The following is a 25,725-nucleotide window of genomic DNA, read 5'->3' as shown; positions in this document are numbered from 1 at the left end:
TACCCGGTTACCAGTGCCGGGAGGACGGTGAAGCAGGCACCGCAGGCGGCACCCTAAATCTCCTCAACCTCCATCACCCCTTCCAGTGATTTCAACGCGCCTTTGATCTGCGGGTTGATCGGGAAGGGCTGGCCCAGGTCCATTTCGACATCGCCGGGCAGGCCAGGGTCCTGTAGATAGAGGTAGATCGCCCCCGGGCTGGCGTTGCGGGCGGCGGATTTGGCGTCTTCCAACACGGTGGCGACGGTTGTGATCGCATTCGCATCGTCTAGATAGATCCGCAACGAGGACCGCCCGGCATCGGCAATGGCCGCGTCCACCGGTCCGGCAGAGCGCATCAGGAGTTTCAGCTGGTCGCTCTCCATCGTGGCCTCGGCGGTGATCACCACCTTGGAGCCGGTTTCGAGAAATTCACGTGCCTTTTCCAGCACATCCGAAAAGATCGTCACCTCATAGCCGCCGGTGGTATCCGACAGTTGAGCAAAGGCAAACCGATTGCCGCGGGCCGATTTGCGCTCTTGCCGCCCTGCAACCACCCCCGCCATTTTGGCCATGAAAGGTCCGCGCGCAGCCTTGACCATGACCTCATCCAGGGTCATCACATCCTTGCGTTTCAGGGCCGGCATGTAGTCGTCCAGCGGATGGCCAGACAGATAAAAGCCAATGGCCTTGAACTCTTCAGACAATCGCTCAGCTGGCAGCCAATCGGGGGTATTGGCCAAACGTGGTTCCGGCAGATCATCGCCGGCCTCGCCAAACAGGGACACCTGGTTGGAGTTCTTCTGTTCATGGATCGCGTTGGAATAGTTCACCAAGCCCTCGAGGCTGTCAAAGACCCGGCGACGGTTGCGGTCCAGCTGATCAAAGGCCCCGGCGCGGGCCAGCATTTCCAGCGGGCGCTTACCGATCTTTTTCAGGTTCACCCGGCGGGCAAAGTCGAACAGATTGACAAAGGGGCGCTCAATCCCGTCCTCAATGCGGGCCTCCGCCACCAGCCGCATCACATCGGCACCGACGTTTTTCAGCGCGCCCAGCGCATAGACCAGCTCGCCGTTGACCACATTGAACGTCGCCAGCGAGCGGTTCACACAGGGCGGCACATAGGGCAGACCAAGGCCCTTTTTGACCTCTTCAAAATAGATCGCCAGCTTATCCGTCAGATGGATGTCGCAGTTCATCACCCCGGCCATAAATTCAACCGGGTGGTTCGCCTTCAGCCAGCCGGTCTGATACGAAACCACCGCATAGGCCGCCGCGTGGGATTTGTTGAAACCGTAGTTGGCGAATTTCTCCAGAAGGTCAAAAACCTCCGAGGCTTTTTTGGCAGGCACACCGTTTTCGCCGGCACCTTTTTCAAATTTGGGCCGTTCGGCGTCCATCGCCTCTTTAATCTTTTTACCCATGGCGCGGCGCAACAGGTCAGCGCCCCCCAGGCTATAGCCTGCCATCACCTGGGCAATCTGCATAACCTGTTCCTGATAAACAATAATACCCTGAGTTTCCTCCAGGATGTGGTCGATCAGGGGATGCACGGATTCGATCTTTTTGAGACCGTTTTTCACCTCGCAATAGGTGGGGATGTTCTCCATCGGGCCGGGACGATAGAGCGCCACCAGCGCCACGATGTCCTCAATGCAGGTGGGTTTCATCCGTTTCAGCGCGTCCATCATGCCGGTGGATTCCACCTGGAACACCGCCACGGTCTTGGCCGAGGAATACAGCTTGTAGGTGGGTTCATCATCCAGCGGGATGGCGTTGATTTCGTTCACCGCGCCCTCGGGCGGCTCATAAAGCGGGGTGCCGTCGGCTGCGGTGTGCAGATCGCGCCCCGACTGTATGATCAGATCCACCGCGTTCTGGATAACCGTCAGGGTTTTCAGGCCCAGAAAGTCGAATTTCACCAGCCCGGCTTGTTCCACCCATTTCATGTTGAACTGAGTTGCAGGCATGTCTGATCGCGGATCGCGGTAGAGCGGCACCAAGGCATCCAGCGGCCGGTCGCCAATTACCACCCCCGCCGCGTGGGTCCCGGCCGAGCGCAGCAGCCCCTCGACCTGCATGCCGTATTTCAACAGCCGGTCCACCACCGGTTCGTTCTTGGCCTCTTCGGCCAGGCGCGGTTCTTCTTTCAGACTGTCCACAATGGACATCGGCTTGACGCCTTCGACCGGGATCAGTTTCGACAAGCGGTCCACCTGGCCATAGGGCATCTGCAAGACGCGGCCCATGTCACGCACCGCCGCCTTGGACAAAAGCGCACCAAAGGTGATGATCTGGCCAACCTTGTCGCGGCCGTATTTTTCTTGCACGTATTTGATCACCTCTTCGCGGCGATCCATACAAAAGTCGATGTCGAAGTCGGGCATCGACACCCGTTCCGGGTTCAAGAACCGCTCAAACAGCAGCGAATAGCGCAGTGGGTCCAGGTCGGTAATTGTCAACGCATAGGCCACCAAAGAGCCCGCACCAGACCCCCGCCCCGGCCCCACCGGGATATTGTGATCCTTGGCCCATTGGATAAAATCCGCAACGATCAGAAAGTAGCCGGGGAAGCCCATGCCCTCGATGATATTAAGCTCAAAGTCGAGCCGCGCCTGATATTCCTCAACGGTGACCGCGTGGGGGATCACCGACAGACGCTGTTGCAGGCCTTCATTGGCGATCCGGCGCAACTCAGCCACCTCGTCATCGGCAAACTTGGGCAGGATCGGATCCCGCAGATAGGCTTTGAAGGCGCAGCGCTTGGCGATTTCAACGGTGTTTTCAATGGCCTCGGGCAGGTCCGCAAACAGCGTGACCATTTCCTCCTGGCTTTTGAAGTAATGCTGCGCGGTCAGGCGGCGACGGGGTTCGGATTGGTCCACATAAGCGCCCTCGGCGATGCAGATCATCGCGTCATGGGCCTCATACATTTCTGTATTGGGGAAATAGACATCATTGGTGGCCACCAGCGGCAGGTCCATGGCATAGGCCATTTCCACATGGCCGCGTTCACTCAGCTTTTCTGCCTCGGGCTGGCCGTCTTCACCGGGATGGCGTTGCAGTTCCACATAGAGCCGGTCGGCAAAAATCGCCTTGAGCCGCTGCATCAGCTCTTCTGCCGCCGGGCGTTGCCCCTGGCGCAGCAGCCGCCCCACCGGTCCATCCGGTCCGCCGCTCAGGCAGATCACATCACCCGCGTTTGTCGCCAGTTCCTCCAGCGTCACATAGGGCAGTTCGCTGCCCTGGCGCAGGTAGAGACAGGAGTTCAGCTTCATCAGATGCTCATAGCCGGTCTCGCTCTGGGCCAGCAGCACCAGCGGCGCCGGCGGCTGCGGACGCTCCCCCGGAGCAGGGTCGACAAAGCGCAGATCCACCTGACAGCCAATGATCGGCTGCACCCCCGCATTGCTGGCAGAGACCGAGAACTCCAAAGCCGAGAACAGGTTGTTGCTATCGGTCACCGCAATGGCCGGCATCTCGTGCTTTTTGCACAGATCCGGCAGCTTTTTCAGGCGCAGGGCACCTTCAAGCAGGGAATATTCCGTATGGCTACGCAGGTGAATGAATCGAGGAGCATTTGTCATGGGGGCCAAGCTATCCGATCCCCGGCGCAAGGATAAGAGCTGTTATTGCGCAAAAATATCTGGGGCACAGGCTGCTGCCGCGTTAATAAAGCGGCGTGAATTTGGACAAACAGGTCGCAATGTGATGCTTATTGCACCCATGACACCCTGAAAAATTAAGGGTATTATCAAATCAAGTTTGAAAGTCCTACTCGAACTCCCCCACCCTGAGACCGTTTTTCGGGGGTTTTCCGTAGGAAGTGCTTTAAAAATAACAGCATGCCCCTAGGGCCCGTGGACATTCAGGATTCCCAACCGGTCTGAATTCTGATTCAAGCTTCCAAAATGGAGGTTTGAATGAACGAAGAGCGGTTTGTGTTGACAGATGACGTCTGGCTTCGCCTCGCGCCGCACTTGCCTGGCAAGGAGGGCGATGCGGGTGTGACGGGCAAGGATAATCGTCTGTTTCTCGAAGCCGTGCTATGGCGTGTGCGGACAGGGTTGCCGTGGCGTGACCTGCCTGCTTATTTCGGCAACTGGAACAGCGTGTTCCGACGGTTTCGCAGATGGGCTGAGGGCGGCGTATTCGAGCGAATTTTCAAGGAAATCAGTGGGGATCCAGATTTCGAATACGCAATGATCGACGGCACGATTGTTCAGGCTCACCAGAAGGCGAGCGGCGCAAGGGGGGGACTCAAAATCAAGCCATCGGGCGGTCGCGTGGCGGATTGACCACCAAGATCGTTGCTTTGGTCGACGCCCTAGGAAACCTGGCTGACTTCGTACTCCTGCCTGGTCAGGCTCACGACATGAAGGGCGTCGAACCGCTCATCGATGGCGTGGCCTTTGATGCTCTCTTGGCCGACAAGGCATTTGATGCCGATTGGCTGCTCACAGAACTCGATGCGCGCGGTGCCACCGCCATCATCCCACCGAAAGCGAACCGCAAGTTCCTGCGCGATTACGATAAACACGCCTACAAATGGCGGCACTTGATCGAGAATTTCTTCGCAAAGATCAAGGAATTCAGAGCCATAGCGACCCGGTACGAGAAAACAGCGTCCAGCTATGCTGCCAACTGGCATCTCGCAGCTGTCATCATCGCTTCAAGATGAATGTCCACGGGCCCTAAAAGGAGTAATAATCTTGCGCGACCAAATGTAACAGAACAGAGTCACTTTTTCTTGCCAGAACGAGCTGCTGCTTCGTAGGTTAATCGCAGCAAGCATATGCAAAGGCCCGCCAGACTTTCTACGTCGCATCGAAAGCATGGCATTTGGGGTGGTTCACGTAAGGCGACGGGTTTCACACGATGACAATCACCTTTCATTTGAACGGTGAAGAGGTTGTGCTCGAGGATCTTGATCCCTCGGCCACTCTGCTTGACTTTTTACGCGAAGAGCGCGGACTGACGGGGACCAAAGAGGGCTGCAACGAGGGCGACTGCGGCGCCTGCACCGTGATGGTAACGGATAGGTCGGGCTCCAAGCCGTTGAATTCCTGCATCCTGTTCCTGCCGCAGCTCAACGGTAAATCCATTCGCACTGTAGAAGGTGCGGCGGATGCCGATGGCACACTGCACCCCGTACAAGAGGCTATGATCAGCCATCACGGCAGCCAGTGCGGCTTTTGCACCCCCGGTTTTGTCATGTCGATGGTCACCGCGCATAAAAACGGCGCGACGGATCATGATGTGCAGCTGGCCGGCAACCTGTGTCGCTGCACCGGCTACGCGCCGATCGTCCGCGCCGCCGAGGCAGCTGCCGATCAGCCGGTGCCCCAGTGGATCACCAAGGAGCCCCTGCCCCAAGCCACCGAGGCGGCCAATATTCCGCAATCATCAGATGCATTGGCACAGCTTTACGCGGCCAAGCCCGAAGCCCGGCTGGTGGCTGGGGCCACCGATCTGGGCCTTTGGGTCACCAAGGGGCTGCGCGATCTGGGGGAGATGATCTTTCTCGACGGCTGTGACGACATGAAACAGATCACGCTGACCGACCAGGAGATCCGCTTGGGTGCCATGGTGGACATGAACCGTATGCGCGAGGCGATTGCGCCGCTGCACCCCTCTTATGGGGAAATGATCCGCCGCTTTGCCAGCCAACAGGTGCGCGCCGCCGCCACCCTTGGTGGCAATATCGCCAATGGCTCGCCCATTGGGGACAACCCACCTGCGCTGATTGCCCTGGGGGCGCGCCTGCATCTGCGCCAGGGCGACAGCCGCCGCGACATCGCCATTGAGGACTTCTTTATAGACTACGGCAAACAGGACCGCCGCCCCGGTGAGTTCGTCGAAGCCGTTAGCATTCCGCGTCAGCCAGACCGGTTGCGGGTCTATAAGCTTTCCAAGCGCTTTGACCAGGATATCTCAGCCGTGCTGGGGGCGTTTAATGTCACTGTATCAGGTGGTCTGGTGACCGCCGCCCGCATCGCCTTTGGCGGGCTTGCCGCCACACCAAAGCGCGCCGCACATCTGGAGGCGGCGCTGACTGGCCAGCCCTGGAATGAAACCAGTGTCACAACGGCTATGGCCGCGCTGGCGCAGGATTTCACCCCACTCAGCGATATGCGGGCCTCGGCGGAGTACAGGCTGGAGACCGCAAAGAACATGCTTGCGCGCTATTTCGATGACATCAACGGCAACAGCCACTCAGTTCTGGAGGTGCAGGCATGAGCGTTGCAAAACCCCTGCCCCATGACGCGGCAAAACTACATGTGACCGGCAAGGCCCGCTATGTGGATGACACCCCCCTGCCGCGCGGCGCGCTGCATCTGGCCTTTGGGCTGTCGACAATTGCCAAAGGACGCATCGACAAAATGGATCTGGCAGCGGTCAAATCCAGCCCCGGTGTGGTGGCGGTGCTGACGGCGCCGGATCTGCCCTTTAGCAATGATGTCTCCCCCTCGATCCATGACGAACCACTGCTGTCGGACGGCACGGTACACTATCTGGGTCAGCCGCTGTTTTTGGTGGTCGCCACAAGCCATCGCGCCGCCCGCGTTGCTGCGCGTCGGGGGACGGTTTCTTATAGCGAAGAAGAGGCGCTGCTGACCCTGGATGCCGCCCTGGCCGCCAACAGCCGCTTTGAGGAAGGCCCACGGATCTATCAAAAAGGCGATGCTGCAGCGGCCATAGCGCAGGCCCCCCACAAGGTTGAAGGCACGTTTGAGCTGGGTGGGCAGGAGCATTTTTATCTGGAAGGTCAGGCCGCCCTGGCGCTGCCACAGGAAGACGGGGGCATGCTGGTGAATTCCTCAACCCAGCACCCAACCGAGATCCAGCACAAGGTGGCCGAGGCCATTGGCCTGCCCATGCATGCAGTGCGGGTCGAGATCCGCCGGATGGGCGGTGGTTTTGGCGGCAAGGAAAGCCAGGGCAATGCCCTGGCCGTGGCCTGCGCTGTCGCCGCGCGCCAGACCGGCAAGCCCTGCAAAATGCGCTATGACCGGGATGATGACATGGTGATCACCGGCAAGCGTCACGCCTTTCGGATCAGTTATCGGGCGGGCTATGACGAGACGGGCCGCCTGCATGGGGTCGAGTTCACCCATCTGGTCAACTGCGGTTGGGCCCAGGATCTGTCGCTACCAGTGGCAGATCGCGCCATGCTGCACAGTGACAATGCCTACGCCATTCCCGCCATCCGCATCGAAAGCCACCGGCTGAAGACCAACCTGCAAAGCGCCACCGCCTATCGCGGCTTTGGCGGGCCACAGGGTATGGTGGGGATCGAGCGGGTGATGGATCACATCTCTTATGCGTTGGGCGCGGATCCTGTCGCAATACGGCGGTGCAACTACTATGACGCGCCTGACGAGAAGCCAGAGGGGGGCGCTGCCCCCCGGTCTGCGACCGCCCCCCGAGGTATTTCAGGCAAGATGAATACACGCGACAATACCACGCCCTATGGGATGGAAGTCCGCGATTTTGAATTGCACACTTTGACAGATCAGCTCCTGGAAAGCGCTGATTACGCGGCGCGGCGGGCTGAGATTGCCAAGTGGAACAAGGGGCAGACCGATCTGAAACGCGGGCTTGCCTTTTCGCCGGTGAAATTTGGCATTTCCTTTACCCTCACGCATCTCAACCAGGCGGGGGCCTTGGTGCATGTCTATCAGGATGGGTCGGTGCATCTGAACCACGGCGGCACCGAAATGGGCCAGGGGCTGTTCCAGAAGGTGGCGCAGGTGGCTGCCAGCGGTTTTGGGATTTCCGTGGATAAGGTGAAAATCACCGCCACCGATACCGCCAAGGTGCCCAATACTTCGGCGACGGCGGCTTCTTCCGGATCGGACCTGAATGGCATGGCGGTAAAAGCGGCCTGTGATACCATCCGCATGCGCATGGCCGCATTTTTGGCTGAACAGCATCAGTTAGCTGTGGAAGACGTCGTTTTCTCAGGCAATCTGGTTCGCGTTGGCAGCGAGGAGATCACCTTTGATGAGGCCGCAAAGCGCTGTTATGAGGGGCGGATCAGCCTTTCGGCAACTGGATTTTACAAGACACCGAGCCTGCAATGGGACCGGATCAAAGGCCAGGGGCGACCGTTTTTCTACTTTGCCTATGGGGCCGCGCTGACTGAGGTGGTGGTGGATCGTCGCAGTGGCGAAAACCGCATCCTGCGCTGCGATATCCTGCATGATGCAGGCGCCTCGCTGAACCCGGATCTGGACATAGGTCAGGTGGAAGGCGGCTATGTGCAGGGCGCCGGCTGGCTCACCACAGAGGAGTTGGTCTGGGACCAGCGCGGCGCCTTGCGCACCCATGCGCCCTCGACCTACAAGATCCCGGCCTGTTCCGACCGACCGGATGTGTTCAATGTGGCGCTGTTTGCCGGCGAGAACCGTGAGGACAGTATTTACCGCTCTAAAGCGGTCGGTGAGCCGCCCTTTATGTTGGGGATTTCGGCCTGGTTGGCGATCAGCGATGCGGTGGCGCAGTTTGGCAACAGCTACCCGGCGCTGGCGGCACCGGCGACGGCGGAAGAAGTCTGGCGCCAGACCCGGAGGCAGCGCGATGGGGTTTGATCTGGACGCGCTTCGTGCCGCCCTTTTGCAACATGGCCGGGTTTGCCGGGTTGTGATTGCCGCCATTCGTGGCTCATCGCCGCGGGAGGTGGGGGCGGCCATGCTGGTTTGGGACCAGGGACAAAGCGGCACCATCGGCGGCGGCGCGCTGGAGTTTGAAGCGGCAGAGACGGCACGCAAGCAAGACAGGAAAACCCGTCTCAGCACCCATGCCCTGGGACCGGATCTGGGCCAGTGCTGCGGCGGATCGGTTACTCTGGTCAGCGAGATCTATGACATGGAGGATTTTGCGCGACTGGACACGGAGGTCATTTTGCGCCCCGTCACGCCGGAGGCCGCCACAAGCCCGCCACTGGCCGTGAAGCGCCAGCTGGCGCAGCTGCGGGCGCAGGGACAACGCCCGCAGACACAACTGATGGATCACTGGATGCTGGAGCCGGTACATAAGCCACAGCAAGATCTGTGGATATGGGGGGCCGGTCATGTGGGGCGCGCCCTGGTTGATGTGCTGGCGCCCCTGCCGGATCTGGCAATCACCTGGGTGGATACAGCAACGACGCGGTTTCCGGCGCATGTACCAGCGGGCGTGACCATTCTTCCCGGCCAGGACCCGAGCCTCCTGTTGCGTCATGCACCGGTAAATGCACAGCATCTGGTTCTCACCTATTCCCATGAGCTGGATCTGGCGCTATGCCACGGTCTGCTATTGCATGGGTTTTCCTTTGCGGGGCTTATCGGCTCGGCCACCAAATGGGCGCGGTTTCGCAGCCGATTGGCAGCCCTGGGTCACAGCCCGGCCGAGATCGCCCGCATCACCTGCCCAATTGGCACCCCTGCCCTGGGCAAACACCCGCAGATGATTGCGGTCGGCGTCGCGGCAGAGCTGCTGGCGCGGGCGGCACGCAGAGAGATAAAAGAGGAGCGGCGCGCGTGACTGAGGTACTCTTGAGCCTGAAAGGTCTGACCAAGGCCTACCCCGGTGTGGTGGCCAATGACGCTGTCTCCTTTGATATCGGCGCGGGCGAAGTTCACGCCCTGCTGGGAGAAAACGGCGCTGGGAAATCCACCCTGGTCAAAATGATCTATGGGCTGGTGAAACCCGACAGCGGCGAGATGACCCTGCGTGGCGCACCCTTTGCCCCCGGTGAGCCGCGTCAGGCCCGCGCCGATGGGATTGCCATGGTGTTTCAGCACTTTTCCTTGTTTGATGCGCTCAACGTTGCAGAAAACATCGCGCTGGGGATGGAAAACCCACCTGCGCTGCGCGATCTGGCCACCAAGATCCGCCAGGTCTCAGAGGCCTACGGCCTGCCGCTGGATCCCTATCGCACCGTTGGCGATCTGTCCGCCGGGGAGCGCCAGCGAGTGGAGATCATTCGTTGCCTGTTGCAGGACCCAAAGCTGCTGATCATGGATGAACCCACCAGCGTGTTGACCCCGCAAGAGGTCGAAATCCTGTTTCTGACGCTGGAAAAACTGCGGGCTGAGGGCACCTCGATCCTTTATATCAGCCATAAGCTGGAGGAGATCCGCAGGCTCTGTGATCACGCCACCATTTTGCGGCTGGGCAAAAACGTCGGCGAATGTGTTCCCGCCGAAACCTCGGCCAGTGAAATGGCGGAACTGATGGTGGGATCAGCGCTGACTCCGCCAGAGCGTGGAGACCGCGATTTTGGGGCTGTGGCGCTGGACATTTCCGGGCTGTCGGTGCCGTCCCCCACAGCTTTTGGCACCGCGCTGCGCAATGTGCATCTGACCGTGCGCCGTGGCGAGATCCTCGGTATTGGCGGTGTGGCTGGCAATGGCCAGGACGAGCTGCTGTCAGTGCTCTCTGGCGAGGTCCAGACTGAGGCTGATGCGGTCAAACTGGGCACCGATCCCATTGGCCAGCTTGGGCCGGTTGCGCGGCGCGCGCTTGGCCTGTTGACCGCGCCCGAAGAACGCCTGGGCCATGCTGCCGCCCCTGATATGAGCCTGACCGAGAATGCCATGCTCACCGGAGCCACCCGTGAGGGGTTGGTAAAGAACGGCTTTCTCAAATGGGGCGCTGCCAGGGACTTTGCCACGCGGGTGATCAAGGACTTTGACGTGCGCACGCCGGGGCCGGAGAATGCTGCCCGCTCGCTGTCGGGTGGTAATCTGCAGAAATTTGTCATTGGCCGCGAAGTGCTGCAACGCCCTGAGGTTTTGGTGGTGAACCAGCCCACCTGGGGGGTTGATGCCTCGGCGGCGGCTGCCATTCGTCAATCGCTGCTGGATCTGGCCGCAGGCGGCTGTGCCGTCATCTGCATCAGCCAGGATCTGGATGAGCTGATGGAAATCTCTGACAGCTTTGCCGCCCTGAATGAGGGCCGCCTGTCAGCGCCGCGTCCTGCTGCGGGGTTAAGCGTGGAAGAAATCGGCCTGATGATGGGCGGCGCCCATGGCATGGAGGTGGCACATGTTTGACAGCCTATGCCGTGAGATCGCCTTTGGCGGGAATATTTGGGGAAAGATAAAACAGGGGGCCGCGCAATGATCCGGCTAGAGAAACGACCGCAGCCGTCACGGGCCTGGTCACTGGCCACGCCGCTGTTGGCGGTTCTGGCCACCATGATTGCCGGGGGCTTGCTTTTTGGGATCCTCGGCAAGGATCCGGTAGAGGCTATTCGCACCATTTTCTGGGAGCCGCTGTTTGGCGAGTTTGCCTTTTATTACCGCCCGCAGCTTTTGGTCAAAGGCGCGCCTTTGGTGCTGATCGCCATCGGTCTGTCGCTGGGGTTCAAGGCCGGTATCTGGAACATCGGCGCCGAGGGGCAGTATATCATGGGCGCCCTGTTTGGCGCCGGTGCGGGTCTTGCCTTTTATCCAACAGAGGCCTGGTACATCTTTCCGCTGATGGTCATCGCAGGGGGCTTTGGCGGTTGGATCTGGGCAATGATCCCGGCCTTTCTAAAGGTGCGTTTTGGCACCAATGAAATCCTTGTCTCCTTGATGCTGGTCTATGTGGCGGAGCAATTTCTGGCCTCTATGTCATTGGGGTTGCTGAAAAACCCCGAAGGTCACGGATTTCCCGGTTCGCGCAACCTGCAACAATATGACAGCGCCTATAACGCTGACCTGATTGCAGGCTCTGGCATGCACTGGGGCGTGGTGGCAGCGCTGATTGCGGTGATCTTTGCCTATGTGCTGCTGAACCGCCATATCACCGGCTACCACATCCGCCTGACTGGAGAGGCCCCCCGCGCTGCGCGCTTTGCCGGGGTCAATCCAAGCCGGTTGATCCTGTTCTGCCTTGGCACTTCCGGCATGTTGGCTGGTCTGGCAGGCATGTTTGAGGTCTCCGGCCCGTCGGGGCAGGTCAGTATTGATTTTAACGTCGGCTACGGGTTCACCGCTATTATCGTCGCCTTTCTGGGGCGTCTGCACCCCGTGGGCATCCTGCTCGCTGGGGGGCTGATGGCGCTGACTTACATTGGTGGCGATATTGCACAATCCAACCTGCAGCTGCCCTCGGCGGCGATCCAGGTCTTCCAGGGGATGCTCTTGTTCTTCCTCTTGGCCTTTGACCTCCTGACCAATTTCCGCATCTCTCTTGGCAAACCGGAGGTCGCGTAATGGATCTTTCTGCAATTAATCCCGTCCTGCTCATTGCCTCGCTGATGGTGGCGGCAACGCCGCTTCTGTTTGCTGCCATTGGGGAATTGGTAGTGGAGAAATCCGGGGTGCTGAACCTGGGCGTTGAGGGGATGATGATCATTGGCGCGGTGGCGGGCTTTGCCACGGCTGTGGAAACAGGTTCACCGCTGCTGGGGTTTGTCGCCGCGGCTGGGGCTGGCGCGACCCTGTCTGTCCTGTTTGCTATTCTCACTCAATACGCCCAGGCCAATCAGGTGGCTTCTGGCCTGTCGCTGACGCTGTTTGGCCTCGGCATGTCTGCCCTGTTGGGGCAGTCCTATGTGGGGGTGAAACCGCCTCAGATGGAAAAGCTGGACATTCCGGTGCTCAGCGATCTGCCGGTTGTCGGCCCGATCCTGTTTGGCCATGACCTCATGCTATATGTGGCGCTACTCTTGATTGCCGCTGTTTGGGCCGTGATCAAATTCAGCCGGATTGGTCTGGTGCTGCGTGCGGTGGGGGAAAACCATGATGCCGCCCATGCCCTGGGGTATAAGGTGGTGCGCATCCGCATCATGGCGATCCTGTTTGGGGGCGCCTGTGCGGGGCTTGGCGGTGCCTACATCAGCCTGATCCGGGTGCCGCAATGGACCGAGGGCATGACCGCAGGAATCGGCTGGATTGCCCTGGCTTTGGTGGTCTTTGCCAGCTGGAAACCCTGGCGTGTGTTGCTGGGTGCCTATCTTTTTGGCGGTGTAACCGTTGTTCAGCTTAATCTTCAGGCTGCCGGCGTTGCCATCCCGGTGGAGTATCTGGCAATGTCGCCCTATCTGATCACCATTCTGGTGCTCGTTATCCTATCGGCCGATAAGAGCAGCGCACCCGCTGCTTTGGGTCGCAATTTCCACGCTGCGCGCTGATTTATTGGCGGGCGGCCTACGACTTGCCCGGGGCTACGCCCCTGGGCACAACTAAAACCAAAACGGGGGATCCCTTTGATGAAACTGACCAATCTTATGACCAGCGCCGCAATGGCCTTTGGTCTTGCAACCGCAGCCCTGGCTGACGACCCGACCAAAGTCGGCTTTGTCTACGTCGGCCCTGTCGGCGACGGCGGCTGGACCTACGAGCACAACCAGGGCCGCAAGGCGGTTGAGGCCGAGTTCGGCGACAAGGTCGAAACAGTCTATGTTGAAAACGTTGCCGAAGGCCCCGATGCCGAGCGCGTGATCACCCAGATGGCGCTGCAGGGCGCTGACCTGATCTTTACCACCTCTTTTGGCTACATGGACCCCACCATCAATGTTGCGGCCAAATTCCCGGATGTAAAATTCGAGCACGCCACCGGCTACAAAAACGCGGATAACGTTTCGACCTATTCCGCCCGTTTCTATGAGGGTCGCGCGGTTCAGGGCACCATTGCGGGCCACATGACCGAAAGCAATATCGTGGGCTACATCGGGTCCTACCCGATCCCCGAAGTCATCCGCGGCATCAATTCGGCCTATATCCACGCCAAGAAAGTAAACCCTGACGTCACTTTCAAGATCGTCTGGGCCTTTACCTGGTTTGACCCCGCCAAAGAAGCCGACGCCGCCAAGGTTCTGATTGAACAGGGCGCCGACGTGATCCTGCAGCACACCGATTCTACTGCGCCTCAGGCTGCGGCCCAGGCTGCTGGCAACGTCATCACCTTTGGTCAGGCCTCCGATATGGCCGAATACGGTCCAAAACCCCGCGTCTCCTCCATCATCGACGACTGGGCGCCTTACTACATCGCCCGGACACAGGCCGTTATGGATGGCACCTGGGAAAGCAAGAGCACCTGGGATGGGATCGGCGCCGGCATGGTTGGCATCGGTGAAATCTCCGACGCGGTTCCTGCTGACGTGAAAGCTGCCGCCCTGGCAATGAAAGCCTCCCTGGCGGATGGCTCCTATCACGCCTTCACAGGCCCGCTGAACAAACAGGACGGTTCTGCCTGGTTGGCAGAGGGTGAAACCGCCGATGACGGCACCCTGGCTGGTATGAACTTCTATGTTGAAGGCATCGAAGGCGATATCCCACAGTAAGCCTTTGCAGCATTGCGACTAAGACGGCCCGCCCTAACAGGCGGGCCTTTTTGTTAAGACGCCACCTCACCTACTATTGGTAAAGCCCCTGTTAAGGCTGGGTAGACCTTTTGATCAACCTCATCGTAATCGCCTTGCGCGGGACAGAGCAGCCTATGTGAGACCGGAGGCAACAATAGCCCCCAGCGATCCTTCGCGGCCTGTGCAGCAACATGTCCACGGTTTAGCATGACGATTCCAAGAGCAAAGTCCGCAGGGAATGCAGCCGCGGGTTGGCGCCGACGGCCACCTTGCGCTTAGGCTGGCGGGCTGAAATAGGTTGCGGCAAAGGCGGTAAACGCCTGAGTGATTGGCCGCTTCAGCGCCGCGCCGCGATGGGCAAGGGCGATCTGATGCCGCGGAGGGCACCCGGCGAGGGGCACGCGGATGACCGGACTGCCATCATAGCAGGGTCCGTCTGGCAGGTCCGTCGCCAGCAGGCCGACGCCAAGCCCGTTGGCCACCATTGACCGCAGCATTTCGATCGAGCCGGTTTCATAGGCCACCCTCACCGGGACAGTTGCGTTTTGCAACAGAGACAGGAAATAGCCGCGACTGTGAGGCAGGTTCATCAGGATGACCGGCTCCTGCGCCAGATCTTGGGCGCGGACGCTGGGCTGCTGTGCCATCCTGTGACCCTGCGGCAGCAGCGCATAGGGCTCCGCTGCCATCAGAGGTGTGATGACAAAATCCGACGGAATGCCAAAATCATACAGCAGCGCCAGGTCAATCCGGCCTTCGCTGAGCCAATCGAACAGCGTTTGCAGGTCGCCTTCAAGGATGCGGACTTCGGCGTCGGGGCGAGCGTCCAGAAAGCGGCGCACCAGCTGCGGCGCATAGCGCGGGCCGAGGGTTGAAAACACCCCCAGGTTCAGGAACTCCGGCGTGCCCTCACCACCGCTCAGCATCCAGCGCGCCTGTTGCTCCAACTCGCGCAGCTGGGCAAGCTTGTGCTGCCCAAACGGGGTCAGCTCCATGCCGCGGCCGGGGATGCGGACAAAAAGCTTCTGGCCGAACACCTCCTCGCAGCGGGCGATCGCCAGCGACACTGAGGGCTGCGAGGTGTTCAAAGCGCGGCTTGCTGCAGCGGTGCTGCCGGTATCCGCGACGGCCAGCAGTATTTCGACCTGGCGAAAGTTCAGTGGTATATTCAAATGGGTATACCCCTCATACCTACATTGTATTTCCAGATATACCTATTCGAAGGCTATCCACCAGCAGGCAATTGATGGTGAATGTATGTTCGAAAATGACAAACTAGCAGGCTGCAGGCCGCTTGAAGGCGTCCGGGTGTTGGATTTCTCGCGGGTTCTGGCCGGACCGTATTGCACAGCGCTGATGGCAGACCTGGGCGCAGAGGTGATCAAGGTTGAGCCCCCTGCAGGCGATGACTACCGCCACATCGGCCCGTTCAAGGAAGGCGAGAGCCTGCTGTTCCAATCGGTGAATCGCGGCAAGAAATCTATCGTTTTGGATCTGAAATCCAAAGACGGCGCGGCAGCCGCTGCGGCGTTGGCGGCGCAGTGTGACGTGCTGGTGGAAAACTACCGCCCTGGTGTGATGGAACGGTTCGGGCTGGGACCGGAGAACCTCTGCGCAGCCAATCCCCGCTTGGTCTATGTTTCTGTGTCCGGGTTCGGCCAGACTGGCCCGAACCGGCTGCTGCCGGCCTATGACATCATCATCCAGGCTATGAGCGGGCTGATGGATATGACCGGTGCCGAGGACGGCCCGCCGATGATGGCCGGAGAAGCCTTTGCTGACGTGTCAGGCGGCATGTTCGCCGCCTTCGGGGCGATGGTGGCGCTGTTCGACCGCACCCGCAGCGGCAAGGGACGGCATGTTGATCTGGCGCTTTATGATGCGCTGGCCTCGATGATGCCGGTGGCGGCCTGCCGGGCACTGATGGCAGGTGAGACGCCCAAGCGGACGGGCAGCAAACACGCGCTGTCAGCCCCCTTCGGCACCTATCCGGCCGGGGATGGAAGTTTCACCGTCGCGGTGCTGAATGACCGGCTGTTTGCGCGTTTCGCAGCAACCATTGGCGCGCCGGAGCTGGCAGAGGACCCGCGTTTTGCCAGCGATGCCTTGCGGCGGCAAAACGAACCTGCGCTGGCACAGCATATCGAAAGCTGGTCTGCGGCCCGCAGCGCACAGGATGCGGTGGCGGTTCTGTCCGAGGCGGGCATTCCAGCTGCGGCCCTGTGTACGGTGCCCGAGGCCTGGGGCTCAGCGCAGGCGCAGGCGCGCGGGCTGGCCTCGACGGTAGAGCACCCTGCCCTTGGCACCCTCACGGTGCCGGAACAGCCGGTGCATTTCAGCGGGGCGCCAAGAGGCGGACGCCAGTCTGCGCCCGCCCTGGGCGCCCACACTCAGGACATTCTGCACCAACTGCAACAAAAACAGGGAGAGCCCCAATGAGCCTTGACCTCAAGAGCGAAGAACAGGCCGTCATCGACCAGATTGAACGGTTTTCCAGCGCGGTTCTGGTGCCTGCCGCTGCGGCCATCGATGCAAAGTCCCAATTTGCAACCCTGCACCTTTCAGCCCTGGCTGAGATGGGCATCATGGGGATGAACCTGCCCGAAGCCCATGGCGGCATCGGTCTTTCCGGGCCTGCGCTCTATCACGCGGTGGAGACGATCGCAGGGGCCTGCGGCTCTACGGCCTCGATGCTAACGGCGCATTTCTTGGCGACAGATTCTCTGTTTCTGGGTGCGGATGAGGCGCTGAAGCAGCGCATTCTGCCCGCTGCGGCGGCGGGCGAGGCTTTGGGGGCCTTTGCCCTGACGGAACCCATGGCCGGCTCCAACCCGGCGGATATGCGCAGCACCGCCACACCCGACGGCGACGGCTACCGGCTGAAAGGGGCCAAATGCTTCATCTCCAATGCGGGGGCTGCAGATTTCATCGTAGTCTATGCCAAGACTGACCCGGCAGTGGGCGCGCGCGGGGTCAGCGCCTTTGTGGTCGAACCAGCCAAGACCGACGGGATGGAAATCGGCACGCACGAGGAAACCATGGGCCTGCGCGGTGGCCATGTGTTCCCGATCTCGTTTGACTGTCACGTGCCCGCAGAAAACCGGCTGGGTGATGAGGGCACGGGGTTTCGCACCGCAATGAAGGTGCTGGACAACGGCCGTATCGAAGTCGCCGCGCAGGCCACCGGCATTGCCCGCGCCGCCTTGGATGCAGCTGTGTCCTATGCCAAGGAGCGCGAGGTTGGCGGCCAGCCGATCAGCACCTTCCAAGGGCTGCAGTGGATGCTGGCCGACAGTGCCACCGAACTGGCTGCGGCGCGGGCCTTGGGCCTGCAAGCCGCCCGCAAGCGCGGCACTGGCGAGCGGTTTTCCTCAGAATCCGCCTTTGCCAAACTATACGCCAGCGAAGCGGCCTGGCGCATCGCAGACCGGGCGCTACAGATCCACGGCGGCTACGGCTACACCCGCGACTTTCCGCTGGAACGCTACCTTCGCGACTTGCGGATCTTCCGGATTTACGAAGGATCCTCGGAGATACAGCGAACCATCATTGCCCGCGACCTTCTGCGTTAACTTTGAGGTGAGCCTCCTGTCTGGGTGCGCCTCTGTTGAAAGCTGCATCGGCACAGCGAAAAACGGGGAGGCATTGTGAAGCCCTGCTGTGCCGACTGCGTTGAGACTTCTGTTTGCGACTGGCCCTTGCAATGGTGGCTTTTCTCAAACCTTGGTCGCCGCGCCACACCACAGGGTGCCTCCCGGTAATGCACCAGTACCGCCCAAATGCCCAGGCGGCGTGTTTGGGGCCAATAGCAAGGTCACCCCAAAAGACCTTGCGACAGAACCTTGGCTCTTTTCCCCGTACCAAGGACGTGGCAGGTTGCCCGCATGACACAAATACTGACCTCCCCCGATGGAACCCCTGCCAGCCGTTTTGCCTTTGGCACCATGCAATTTGGCGGCCGTGCGGATGCAGCACAATCTGGCGAAATCTACGCCGCCTGCCGCGCCGCTGGCATCACCCATTTTGATACCGCCTGGGTCTACACAGACGGCCGCAGCGAAGAGATCCTGGGGGACCTCATTCGGGCAGAACGGGATCAGCTGATCATTGCCAGCAAGGTTGGCTATACGGGCGGCGCCGGGGCTGAAAACATGCAGGCGCAGTTTGACACCAGCCGCAAACGGCTAGGGCTGGACTGCATTGATATTCTCTATCTGCACCGGTTTGATGAGCAAACTGATCTGCGTGAAACCCTTGGCTGGTTTGGCGCCCGCAAAGAGGCCGGGGATATCAGCTATATCGGCCTGTCGAACTTTGCCGCCTGGCAGGTGATGAAGGCGCAGATGCTGGGGGCTGACCTGGGCTTTGCGACGGATATCCTGCAACCGATGTATTCGCTGGTCAAACGCCAGGCAGAGGTGGAAATCCTGCCCATGTGCACAGACCAGAACATCGCCATTGCCCCCTATTCCCCCCTGGGTGGCGGCTTGCTGACCGGGAAGTATGCCAGTGGCGGTCAGGGACGCCTGAGCGAGGATGCCCGCTACAACAGCCGCTATGGGCAGGCTTGGATGCATCAGGCTGCCGAGGGGCTGAGCGCATTGGCAAACAGCCTTGATGTCTCCCCCGCCACACTGGCGGTGGCCTGGGCGGCGGCCCACCCATCGGCACCGATGCCGATCATTTCAGGGCGCACCGCTGAACAGATTGCGCCCTCGCTTGCGGCCCTTGATTTTCAAATCGACGCCGCGCTGTATGACCAGATCGAAGCGCTCAGCCCGCGTCCCGCCCCGGCGACAGACCGGTTGGAAGAGCAGGAGTTGGGTGCATGAAATGTGATTTCCTGATCATTGGCGGTGGTATCGCGGGCAGCAGCGCCGCTGCCCGTCTGTCAGAGCTGGGCCATGTGGTGCTGCTGGAGATGGAAGACGCTCTCGGCTACCATGCTTCCGGGCGCTCCGCCGCCATGTTTGAGGAAAATTATGGCCCCGCCTCTGTGGTGGCTTTGAACACGGCCAGCGCCAGCTATCACCAAACGGCCAATGGCGGCTATCTCACCCCGCGCGGCTTTATGTTGGTCTCTGGTCCCGGTCAGGAGCAGCAGTTTACCTCTGACATCCAGCAGCTCCACCTCGATGAGATCAGTTTTGCCGAGGCACAGGCCCGCGTGCCAATCCTGAACCCAAAGACCGTCACCCATGCCGGGTTGCACGAGGCGGCACAGGATCTGGATACCGATCGTATGGTCCAGGACTTTGCCAAGGCAGCCCGCAGCAATGGCGGCAAGGTCATCACCCGCGCCAAGGTCACCAGTATTAGCCGCAGCGCAGGGGGCTGGCAGGTCGAGGCAAGCGGCGAAACCTATACGGCCAAACAGCTGGTCAACGCGGCAGGCGCCTGGGTGGATGAAATTGCAGCCATGGCCGGTGTCGCCCCCATTGGCATTGCCCCGCGCCGTCGCTCAATGGCGCGGCTGCCCGCGCCCGGGGGCCATGACGTGACCAAATGGCCGATGCTGATGGGCGTTGGCGAAACCTGGTATGCCAAGCCCGACGCGGGCAAGCTACTGGTCTCGCCGGCGGATGCAGATCTGGTTGCGCCACATGATGCCTATGCCGATGATATGGTGCTGGCCGAAGGGCTGGCCCGCTATGAAGAAAGGGTCACCACCCCTGTGACCCGGGTCGAAAGCAACTGGGCCGGGCTGCGCAGTTTTTCCCCCGATGGCACATTGGTATTGGGGCCGGACCCGGACCAGCCCGATTTTATCTGGTGCGCGGCCCAGGGCGGATATGGCTTTCAAACCGCCCCTGCGGCCTCGCGCTTGCTGGCGGACCTGCTGGGCGGCACCACCTCAGAGCTGGACGCCGCAACCCGTGCAGCCCTCTCCCCAGAAAGGCTCCGCTGATGCCCGTTCGATCCACTCCCGGCACTGCCTCGATTGCCAATCCCCAAGGCGGCAAGCTGTTTGCCCCGTCAGCGGCGCGCAACCTGGATGTGCTGGCTGACCTGCTGGAACAGGTCGCGCCGCCCTCGGGTCGCACCGCCCTGGAGCTGGCCAGCGGCACCGGCCAGCATGTGGTCGGCTATGCCACCCGCCTGCCGCACTATATCTGGCACCCCACCGAAGCTGACCCCAGCCGTTTGCATAGCATTGATGCCTACATAGGCGAGGCAACGCTGGAAAATGTGCGGGCGGCCAAGGCGCTGGATGCCACCGCCGCAGGCTGGAGCGCTACGCAGGAGCCACAGGACCTGATTGTGCTGTCAAACCTGATGCACCTCATCAGCACGCCCGAGGCCCGCTGCCTGCTCCGCGAGGCGGCAAACACCCTCACCCCCGGGGGTCGTATGGTGATCTACGGGCCGTTTTTGCGCGCGGGCGAGCTCACCAGCCCCGGCGATGCGCAGTTTCACAGCTCGCTCAAAGCCCATGACCCCGAGATCGGATACAAGGATGATTTTGATCTTCTGGACTGGGCCCACGAGGTTTGGTTGAGCCCGGTTGAGGTCATTGAAATGCCCGCCAATAATCTGGCACTGGTCTTTGCCAAAGGTACCGCCTGACACTGCGTCTTTGCTGATTTTTCCCATGACCTAGATCAAGGTTGCGCTGACCAGAGCCGCCTACACCTTCGACAAGTTGAATATTTTTCGAAGGACATGCCATGAGCTGGTCGAACAAACTGGAAAGCACCCGCCAAGGGCTGCGCAATCTGAACAAATCCATTCCGGACACTGCGCAGGCCTTTGGTGCGCTTGGAAAATCCGTAAAACAGGGCGGCGTTCTGGAATTCAAACACAAAGAATTTGTCGCCCTGGGGATCGCCGTTGCGGTGCGCTGTGACGATTGCATTGGCCTGCATGTGGAAGCCCTGATCAAAGCCGGCGCCAGCCGCGAAGAAGTCTCTGATGTGCTGGCAATGTCGATCCAGATGGGCGGCGGGCCCGCGATGATGTACGCAGCCAAGGCGCTGACCTGTTTTGATGAACTGACGGCCACCTAAAAACCTAAAAGGCGCCAAGGCACGTCAATTGGCAGGCCGCACCAACTCCGCAAGTTCAAAGCAGATCCGCGGTGGATTTTCTTGGGAAGGTCTGCCGCCACCAAGCCAGCCATAGCCCGTCACTTTTCCGCGCTGGTCCTGTTGGTCTTCCCCGTGTTGTCTGCTGAAAGAACCTGTGATTAACTTTCTCCTTGGGGGAAGACCACAATGCAGCAGACCAAGTCAGGCCTTTATATTCGGACACTTGGCAGTCCCGGTGTCAGCTGGGCTGGCGAGCCAGTGTTTCAGGGAAAGAAAAAGGCCACCGCGCTATTGGTGTACTTGGCGCTGCAGCCAGAACAGCGCGCCCTGCGGTCGAAGCTGGCAGAATTGCTCTGGGAAGGCAGCGAAGAGGGCCGCGCGCGCTCCTCGCTGCGCCAATGCCTGTCAGAAATCAGACGCGAAGCGCCTGACCTGATGGCGACCGCACTTGAGGTCAACACAACAGACATTGCGCTGCGGGCGGATTTTGTTTCGTCAGATATTGGCGATCTGATTGCGGCGCTGGCGCAGAAAATTCCGGGACAGCATCTGGAAGCTGGCGCCGAGTTTAGCGATCTTTTCCTGATGGGATTTGGCCATATTGGTCAGGGCTTTGAAAACTGGGCGCGCGAGTGCTGCCAAAGCTGCGAAACGCAACTGATTGCGCGCCTGTTTGATCTGATGGAGGCCCCTCAGACCCGCGCCGCCGAAGCCCTGCGCGCCGCCCGTATCATCTGCCGTCTCGATCCCCTGAACGAGGAAGCCAGCCGTTTTGCCATGCGCAGCTTGGCTGAGCGCGGCGAAACCGGGGCCTCTTTGCAGATCTATGGCCAGCTTTATGACCGCCTCGACGAGGCCCTGGCAATGGAGCCCTCGGCAGAGACCCAGGCGCTGGCGGTTGCGATCAAAAACGGTGATCTGCAGCACGCCAAGCCGAAGCCCCCGCGGACACAGCCGCGCGGTGTGTCCTCTGCGGCGTCATCCATCGCGCCAAACCGGGAGGGGCCGCCAAAACTGGCGATTTTTCCCTTTGTCGATCTGGGGCCTGTCCCCGTTGAGAGCTATTTCCTCCATGGGATCCTGGAGGATACCGTGTCGCTGCTGGCACAGCTGCGCGAATTGCAGGTCTATTCCAGCAATACCACCCGGCAATTCCAGGGACTGCCCGGCGCCCCCGGCAGCCAGCCGCCAGAACTGGACGCCGACTATGTGGTGACCGGCAGCGTTCGCGGCGCAGGTGATCGGTTTCGCATCACGGTACAGCTGGTAGATACCCGTACGGGGCTGGTTGAATGGGCCAATACCTATGCCGCCCATGCCTCGGAACTGTTTGAAATGCAGACCGATATTGCCATCAACCTGACCCATCAACTGCTACCCTCGGTCTCGGCGGCGGAACTGCGGCGCACCGAAGGCAGCCTGCCCGAAGACCTGTCGGCCTATCATCTGATGATCCGGGGGCGTGACATCGCCTTTCATCTTGATCCGGCCACCTTCACCACCGCCAAATCCCTGCTGGAAGAGGCCTGCGCCCGTGATCCCCGCTATGGCATAAGCCGGGTTGCCCTGACCGATTGGCACTCTGTTTTGCTTGGTCAGGGCTGGTCCAAAGACCCCGCAACCGATGGCAAAGCTCTGCAAAATGCGACCGAAGAAGCGGTGCGGCTCAGCGGTGAAAGTGGCCGTGCGCTGGCCCGCTATGCCCATAATCAGACGGTGCTGTTTGGCTATGCGGAACAGGCGATCGAGATCTGTGGTAAGGCTTTGCGCAACGCCCCCAATGATGCCGAGGCGCTTTTGTGGTCCTCCCCGACGCTGACCTTTTCTGGTCAGCCAGAGCAGGGTATCAACAACGCCCGCACTGCCATTCACCTGTCGCCCTGTGACCCCTATCTGTTCAGATCAGAGCATTTTCTCAGCATCGCCCATTTTGCCGCCGGCAACTACGCCGAGGCCGTGGCCGCAGGGCGGCGCGCCCAAAGGCTGAATCCCAATTATACCTCCAACCTGCGCATGACCGCTGTGGCCCTGGCCGAAACCGGAGATCTGGCGGAGGCCGGCAAGATTGCGTCTGAGATCAAACGGTTGGATCCCGGTTTTCGCATTGGCCAATTCCTGAAAAAGCAACCTTTCCAGGATCAAGCCACCGGCCAGAGATACGCCGCCCGCCTCCGCGAGATTGGCCTGCAAGACTAACCGATCTCACGGGCTCTTCACGCCAGGCTGACGCAGTGCTTTCCAAAGTTAATCTGGTCGGGCGTTCTATTCTAGAACCAGGGGCCGGAGTGGAGGGTAACATGACACATGGATATCGCGATGGCGCAGTTGACGGGGCCGTAGACGGCGCAGTGGATGGGGCTGTTGACGGGGCGGTAGATGGCGCTGTTGCCGCCGGATCTTACGCCCCTTATCGCTCTGCAGGAAAAGCTGCCGGACTGCCCTTTAACGAGCCTTTGGGGCGCAAAGGTGGCGTGCCTTTTAGCTATCTCGGCGGTCAGGAATTTCCCGCCGATGCCTGGTCGCCGCAGCTCGAAATCAAGCTGATCCTGCAGCGGTTTGCCAAAACTGGCTGGGACGAAGGCGATAGTGCCATTCAGGTGGATAACCCTGATGACGGCGATCTGGCCTTGCGCCGCGAAGTGCATGATCTGATTGCCATGCGCAACAACCACAGGGCCCATCGCGCCGCAGAGATCGTAGCGCAGGTCGCCAATAGCGAGGCCTATTGGTCAAACATGTTGATGATGGGGGCAGGCAACCGGCCCGCGACACAAAAATTGATCATGCTGGCAATGCAGGCCGGACAGATGGTTGCGCTTCATTTCAAACATAAGATTGGCCGCGCCCGCCCGGTGCAGGTCTGCCCAGCGCTGATGCCCCTGGTCCCAACCCCGCCGCATGCCTCCTATCCCAGCGGCCACGCCACCCAGATGACCCTGATTGCGACGATGATTGCCGCTTTGTTTGACGACGGCGAAGCGCATGCCATGGCCCGCTATGCCGCTGCACTGGCGCAGCGCATTTCCGAAAACCGCGAAATCGCCGGGGTGCATTTTCGCAGCGATACCCAGGCTGGGCAGCAATTGGCAAAGGACACTTTTCACGGCTTCCTCAAGGAGATGCCGGAGGTCAAAGCCCTGCTCGCCGAGGCCCGCGCAGAGTGGTCCGGGATCACCTGCAGCTTTGCCCCTGATCCTGAGACCCTCCCGGATCTGGAGGGCGGCACCTCCTTGAGCCGCAGGGTATCCAACGCTGTGGCCAGCAGGCTGGCCAATGACCTGCCGGATTTGATTGCAGCGGCCCTGAACAGCGACAGCGAGGCTAAAAAAGCGGAACGCCCAGACAAGCCATTCAAGGACCAGAAAAAGAAATCCCCTTGATCCCAGCCATGGCCAGGCTCGGCCTGTTTTGCCCCCGATCCTCTCCCCGTTCCCCCGCTCATGGAGGCTGCCATGCCTGATTTTCCAACGCCCTTGGGACGCTTTTTTGCTGGGTTCACCCCCCCTGAGTCTCTGGACCAACTGTTTCGCGCGCCTGGATATGCCGAATGGGTCCATCGTTGTGCCCACCTTGGAGCAAGCAGCGCTGAAAGCGCCCTGCGGGCGCAGGTGATTGATCTCGAAGCAGGTATGTCACCCCACTGGGATCCCCGGGATCAGCGCCCGCGCGGGACCTGCACCGCCTTTGCCGTCGCAGCCTGCGTCGATATCCTGCAGGCCCGGCGGAGGGAACAACCGGTCCTGCATTCGCCGGAATATCTTTATTGGCACATGCGTGCGGCCATTACCGCCGAGGAAGCCGCGGTTCTGCCGGACTATGCCAGGGGCGCCACCAAATTGAAGCAGGCGCATAAGGTGCTCGCCGCCCGTGGAATATGTACCGAGGCCCTGGCCCCCTACCAGACCAGCGACCTGCAGAACGGGCTGTTTTCTAAACACGCCCCCCCTGAGGCCGCCGAGGCAGATGCCGCAACCCGACGGTTTTGCACGGTAAAATATGAGGATTTTGAAAACGGCCCTGTTGCTGAAACCACGGCTGACAGTATCCTGCAAGAGCTGAGCCAAGGGCGGCCGGTGGCGCTGGGCCTGCCGGTGTTCAAGCTGAAGAACTCCCACAAGAACAACTGGACCTACAACGGCGCATTGAACTCTGGCATTGTATTTGACCCGGTGGCCCGCCCGGACCTGGTGGACCGTGAGGTGCGGGTTTCAGGCCATTGCGTCTGTGTGACCGGGTTTCAGCCCGGACCAGAAGAGCTAGGGGGCGGCTGGTTCATTTTCCGCAACAGCTGGAATGGCGATTTTGGAAAATACCCGGACGACCCGCTGGCGGGCTATCCAGGGGTTGGACGCCGGGGCAATGGCGCGGTCAGTTTGGACTATGTGAACGGCTATACCGTGGAATATCTGAGCCTGATCCCGGCTGACTAACTGG

19 protein-coding genes and 1 pseudogene are annotated in these 25,725 nt (G+C 60.5%); 18 read left to right on the top strand and 2 right to left on the bottom strand.

Annotated elements, in window-relative coordinates; translation table 11 throughout:
- Nucleotides 1–53: 53 nt before the first annotated feature.
- Entirely contained in the window at nt 54–3,566 is a 3,513-nt protein-coding gene (gene dnaE, locus JZI28_RS04310) for a DNA polymerase III subunit alpha (RefSeq protein WP_297340794.1), read from the bottom strand.
- A gap of 336 nt (nt 3,567–3,902) precedes the next feature.
- Here dnaE and JZI28_RS04305 point away from each other — a divergent pair.
- The 8 genes from JZI28_RS04305 (at nt 3,903) to JZI28_RS04270 (ending at nt 14,242) form a co-directional block, all read left to right on the top strand.
- A protein-coding gene (locus JZI28_RS04305) for an IS5 family transposase (protein WP_375698075.1) occupies nt 3,903–4,660 on the top strand; the annotation gives its coding sequence in 2 pieces (ribosomal slippage) (nt 3,903–4,230 and nt 4,230–4,660; 759 coding nt in all).
- Nucleotides 4,661–4,857: 197 nt separating this feature from the next.
- A complete protein-coding gene (gene xdhA / locus JZI28_RS04300) occupies nt 4,858–6,219 on the top strand; it encodes a xanthine dehydrogenase small subunit (RefSeq protein ID WP_375699348.1) in 1,362 nt (453 codons plus the stop codon).
- Nucleotides 6,216–8,573: a xanthine dehydrogenase molybdopterin binding subunit gene (gene xdhB, locus JZI28_RS04295; protein WP_375699347.1), complete on the top strand. Its 2,358-nt coding sequence runs from the start codon at nt 6,216–6,218 to the stop codon at nt 8,571–8,573. Before xdhA ends, xdhB begins: the two co-directional genes overlap by 4 nt.
- The gene (xdhC, locus tag JZI28_RS04290) at nt 8,563–9,507 is read left to right on the top strand and encodes a xanthine dehydrogenase accessory protein XdhC (protein WP_375699346.1); all 945 of its coding nucleotides are present in this window, start codon (nt 8,563–8,565) and stop codon (nt 9,505–9,507) included. Before xdhB ends, xdhC begins: the two co-directional genes overlap by 11 nt.
- On the top strand, nt 9,504–11,021 hold the full coding sequence (locus JZI28_RS04285; RefSeq protein WP_375699345.1) for an ABC transporter ATP-binding protein: 1,518 nt from the start codon (nt 9,504–9,506) through the stop codon (nt 11,019–11,021). The genes xdhC and JZI28_RS04285 overlap by 4 nt, the downstream gene beginning before the upstream one ends.
- 66 nt (nt 11,022–11,087) lie before the next feature.
- On the top strand, nt 11,088–12,170 hold the full coding sequence (locus tag JZI28_RS04280) for an ABC transporter permease (protein ID WP_297340828.1): 1,083 nt from the start codon (nt 11,088–11,090) through the stop codon (nt 12,168–12,170).
- Complete coding sequence (locus JZI28_RS04275; protein ID WP_297340827.1) at nt 12,170–13,090, top strand: ABC transporter permease; 921 nt, start codon at nt 12,170–12,172, stop codon at nt 13,088–13,090. The genes JZI28_RS04280 and JZI28_RS04275 overlap by 1 nt, the downstream gene beginning before the upstream one ends.
- 78 nt (nt 13,091–13,168) lie before the next feature.
- Entirely contained in the window at nt 13,169–14,242 is a 1,074-nt protein-coding gene (locus tag JZI28_RS04270) for a BMP family ABC transporter substrate-binding protein (protein WP_375699344.1), read from the top strand.
- A gap of 296 nt (nt 14,243–14,538) precedes the next feature.
- On the opposite strand, the gene JZI28_RS04265 is transcribed toward JZI28_RS04270, so the two are convergent.
- A complete protein-coding gene (locus JZI28_RS04265; RefSeq protein ID WP_375699343.1) occupies nt 14,539–15,435 on the bottom strand; it encodes a LysR family transcriptional regulator in 897 nt (298 codons plus the stop codon).
- 85 nt (nt 15,436–15,520) lie between these two features.
- On the opposite strand from JZI28_RS04265, the pseudogene JZI28_RS04260 reads away from it, so the two are divergent.
- The 10 genes and pseudogenes from JZI28_RS04260 to JZI28_RS04215 form a co-directional block, all read left to right on the top strand.
- A pseudogene (locus JZI28_RS04260) lies at nt 15,521–16,594 on the top strand (CaiB/BaiF CoA transferase family protein); the annotation flags it as partial.
- Entirely contained in the window at nt 16,563–16,709 is a 147-nt protein-coding gene (locus tag JZI28_RS04255) for a CxxxxCH/CxxCH domain-containing protein (RefSeq protein ID WP_365322540.1), read from the top strand. The pseudogene JZI28_RS04260 and the gene JZI28_RS04255, both read left to right, overlap by 32 nt.
- Nucleotides 16,699–17,835, top strand: a complete 1,137-nt coding sequence (locus JZI28_RS04250) for an acyl-CoA dehydrogenase family protein (protein WP_375699342.1) — start codon at nt 16,699–16,701, stop codon at nt 17,833–17,835. Before JZI28_RS04255 ends, JZI28_RS04250 begins: the two co-directional genes overlap by 11 nt.
- A gap of 312 nt (nt 17,836–18,147) precedes the next feature.
- Nucleotides 18,148–19,095: an aldo/keto reductase gene (locus tag JZI28_RS04245; RefSeq protein WP_375699341.1), complete on the top strand. Its 948-nt coding sequence runs from the start codon at nt 18,148–18,150 to the stop codon at nt 19,093–19,095.
- Nucleotides 19,092–20,171: an NAD(P)/FAD-dependent oxidoreductase gene (locus tag JZI28_RS04240; RefSeq protein ID WP_375699340.1), complete on the top strand. Its 1,080-nt coding sequence runs from the start codon at nt 19,092–19,094 to the stop codon at nt 20,169–20,171. Before JZI28_RS04245 ends, JZI28_RS04240 begins: the two co-directional genes overlap by 4 nt.
- Entirely contained in the window at nt 20,171–20,830 is a 660-nt protein-coding gene (locus JZI28_RS04235; RefSeq protein ID WP_375699339.1) for a DUF938 domain-containing protein, read from the top strand. The genes JZI28_RS04240 and JZI28_RS04235 overlap by 1 nt, the downstream gene beginning before the upstream one ends.
- A 101-nt stretch (nt 20,831–20,931) precedes the next feature.
- Nucleotides 20,932–21,270: a carboxymuconolactone decarboxylase family protein gene (locus JZI28_RS04230; protein WP_297340288.1), complete on the top strand. Its 339-nt coding sequence runs from the start codon at nt 20,932–20,934 to the stop codon at nt 21,268–21,270.
- A gap of 207 nt (nt 21,271–21,477) precedes the next feature.
- A complete protein-coding gene (locus JZI28_RS04225; protein WP_375699338.1) occupies nt 21,478–23,487 on the top strand; it encodes a BTAD domain-containing putative transcriptional regulator in 2,010 nt (669 codons plus the stop codon).
- A gap of 101 nt (nt 23,488–23,588) precedes the next feature.
- Nucleotides 23,589–24,671, top strand: a complete 1,083-nt coding sequence (locus tag JZI28_RS04220; RefSeq protein WP_375699337.1) for a phosphatase PAP2 family protein — start codon at nt 23,589–23,591, stop codon at nt 24,669–24,671.
- Between the two features lie 72 nt (nt 24,672–24,743).
- Nucleotides 24,744–25,721 (top strand): hypothetical protein, encoded by a 978-nt coding sequence (locus JZI28_RS04215; protein ID WP_375699336.1) that lies wholly within the window; start codon nt 24,744–24,746, stop codon nt 25,719–25,721.
- Nucleotides 25,722–25,725 lie beyond the last annotated feature (4 nt).

It is taken from the genome of Pseudophaeobacter sp. TrK17, from assembly GCF_042192375.1.
Lineage (GTDB): Bacteria > Pseudomonadota > Alphaproteobacteria > Rhodobacterales > Rhodobacteraceae > Pseudophaeobacter.
Note: the sequence above shows the minus strand (reverse complement) of the source record. Positions and strands in the feature narration are given on the sequence as shown.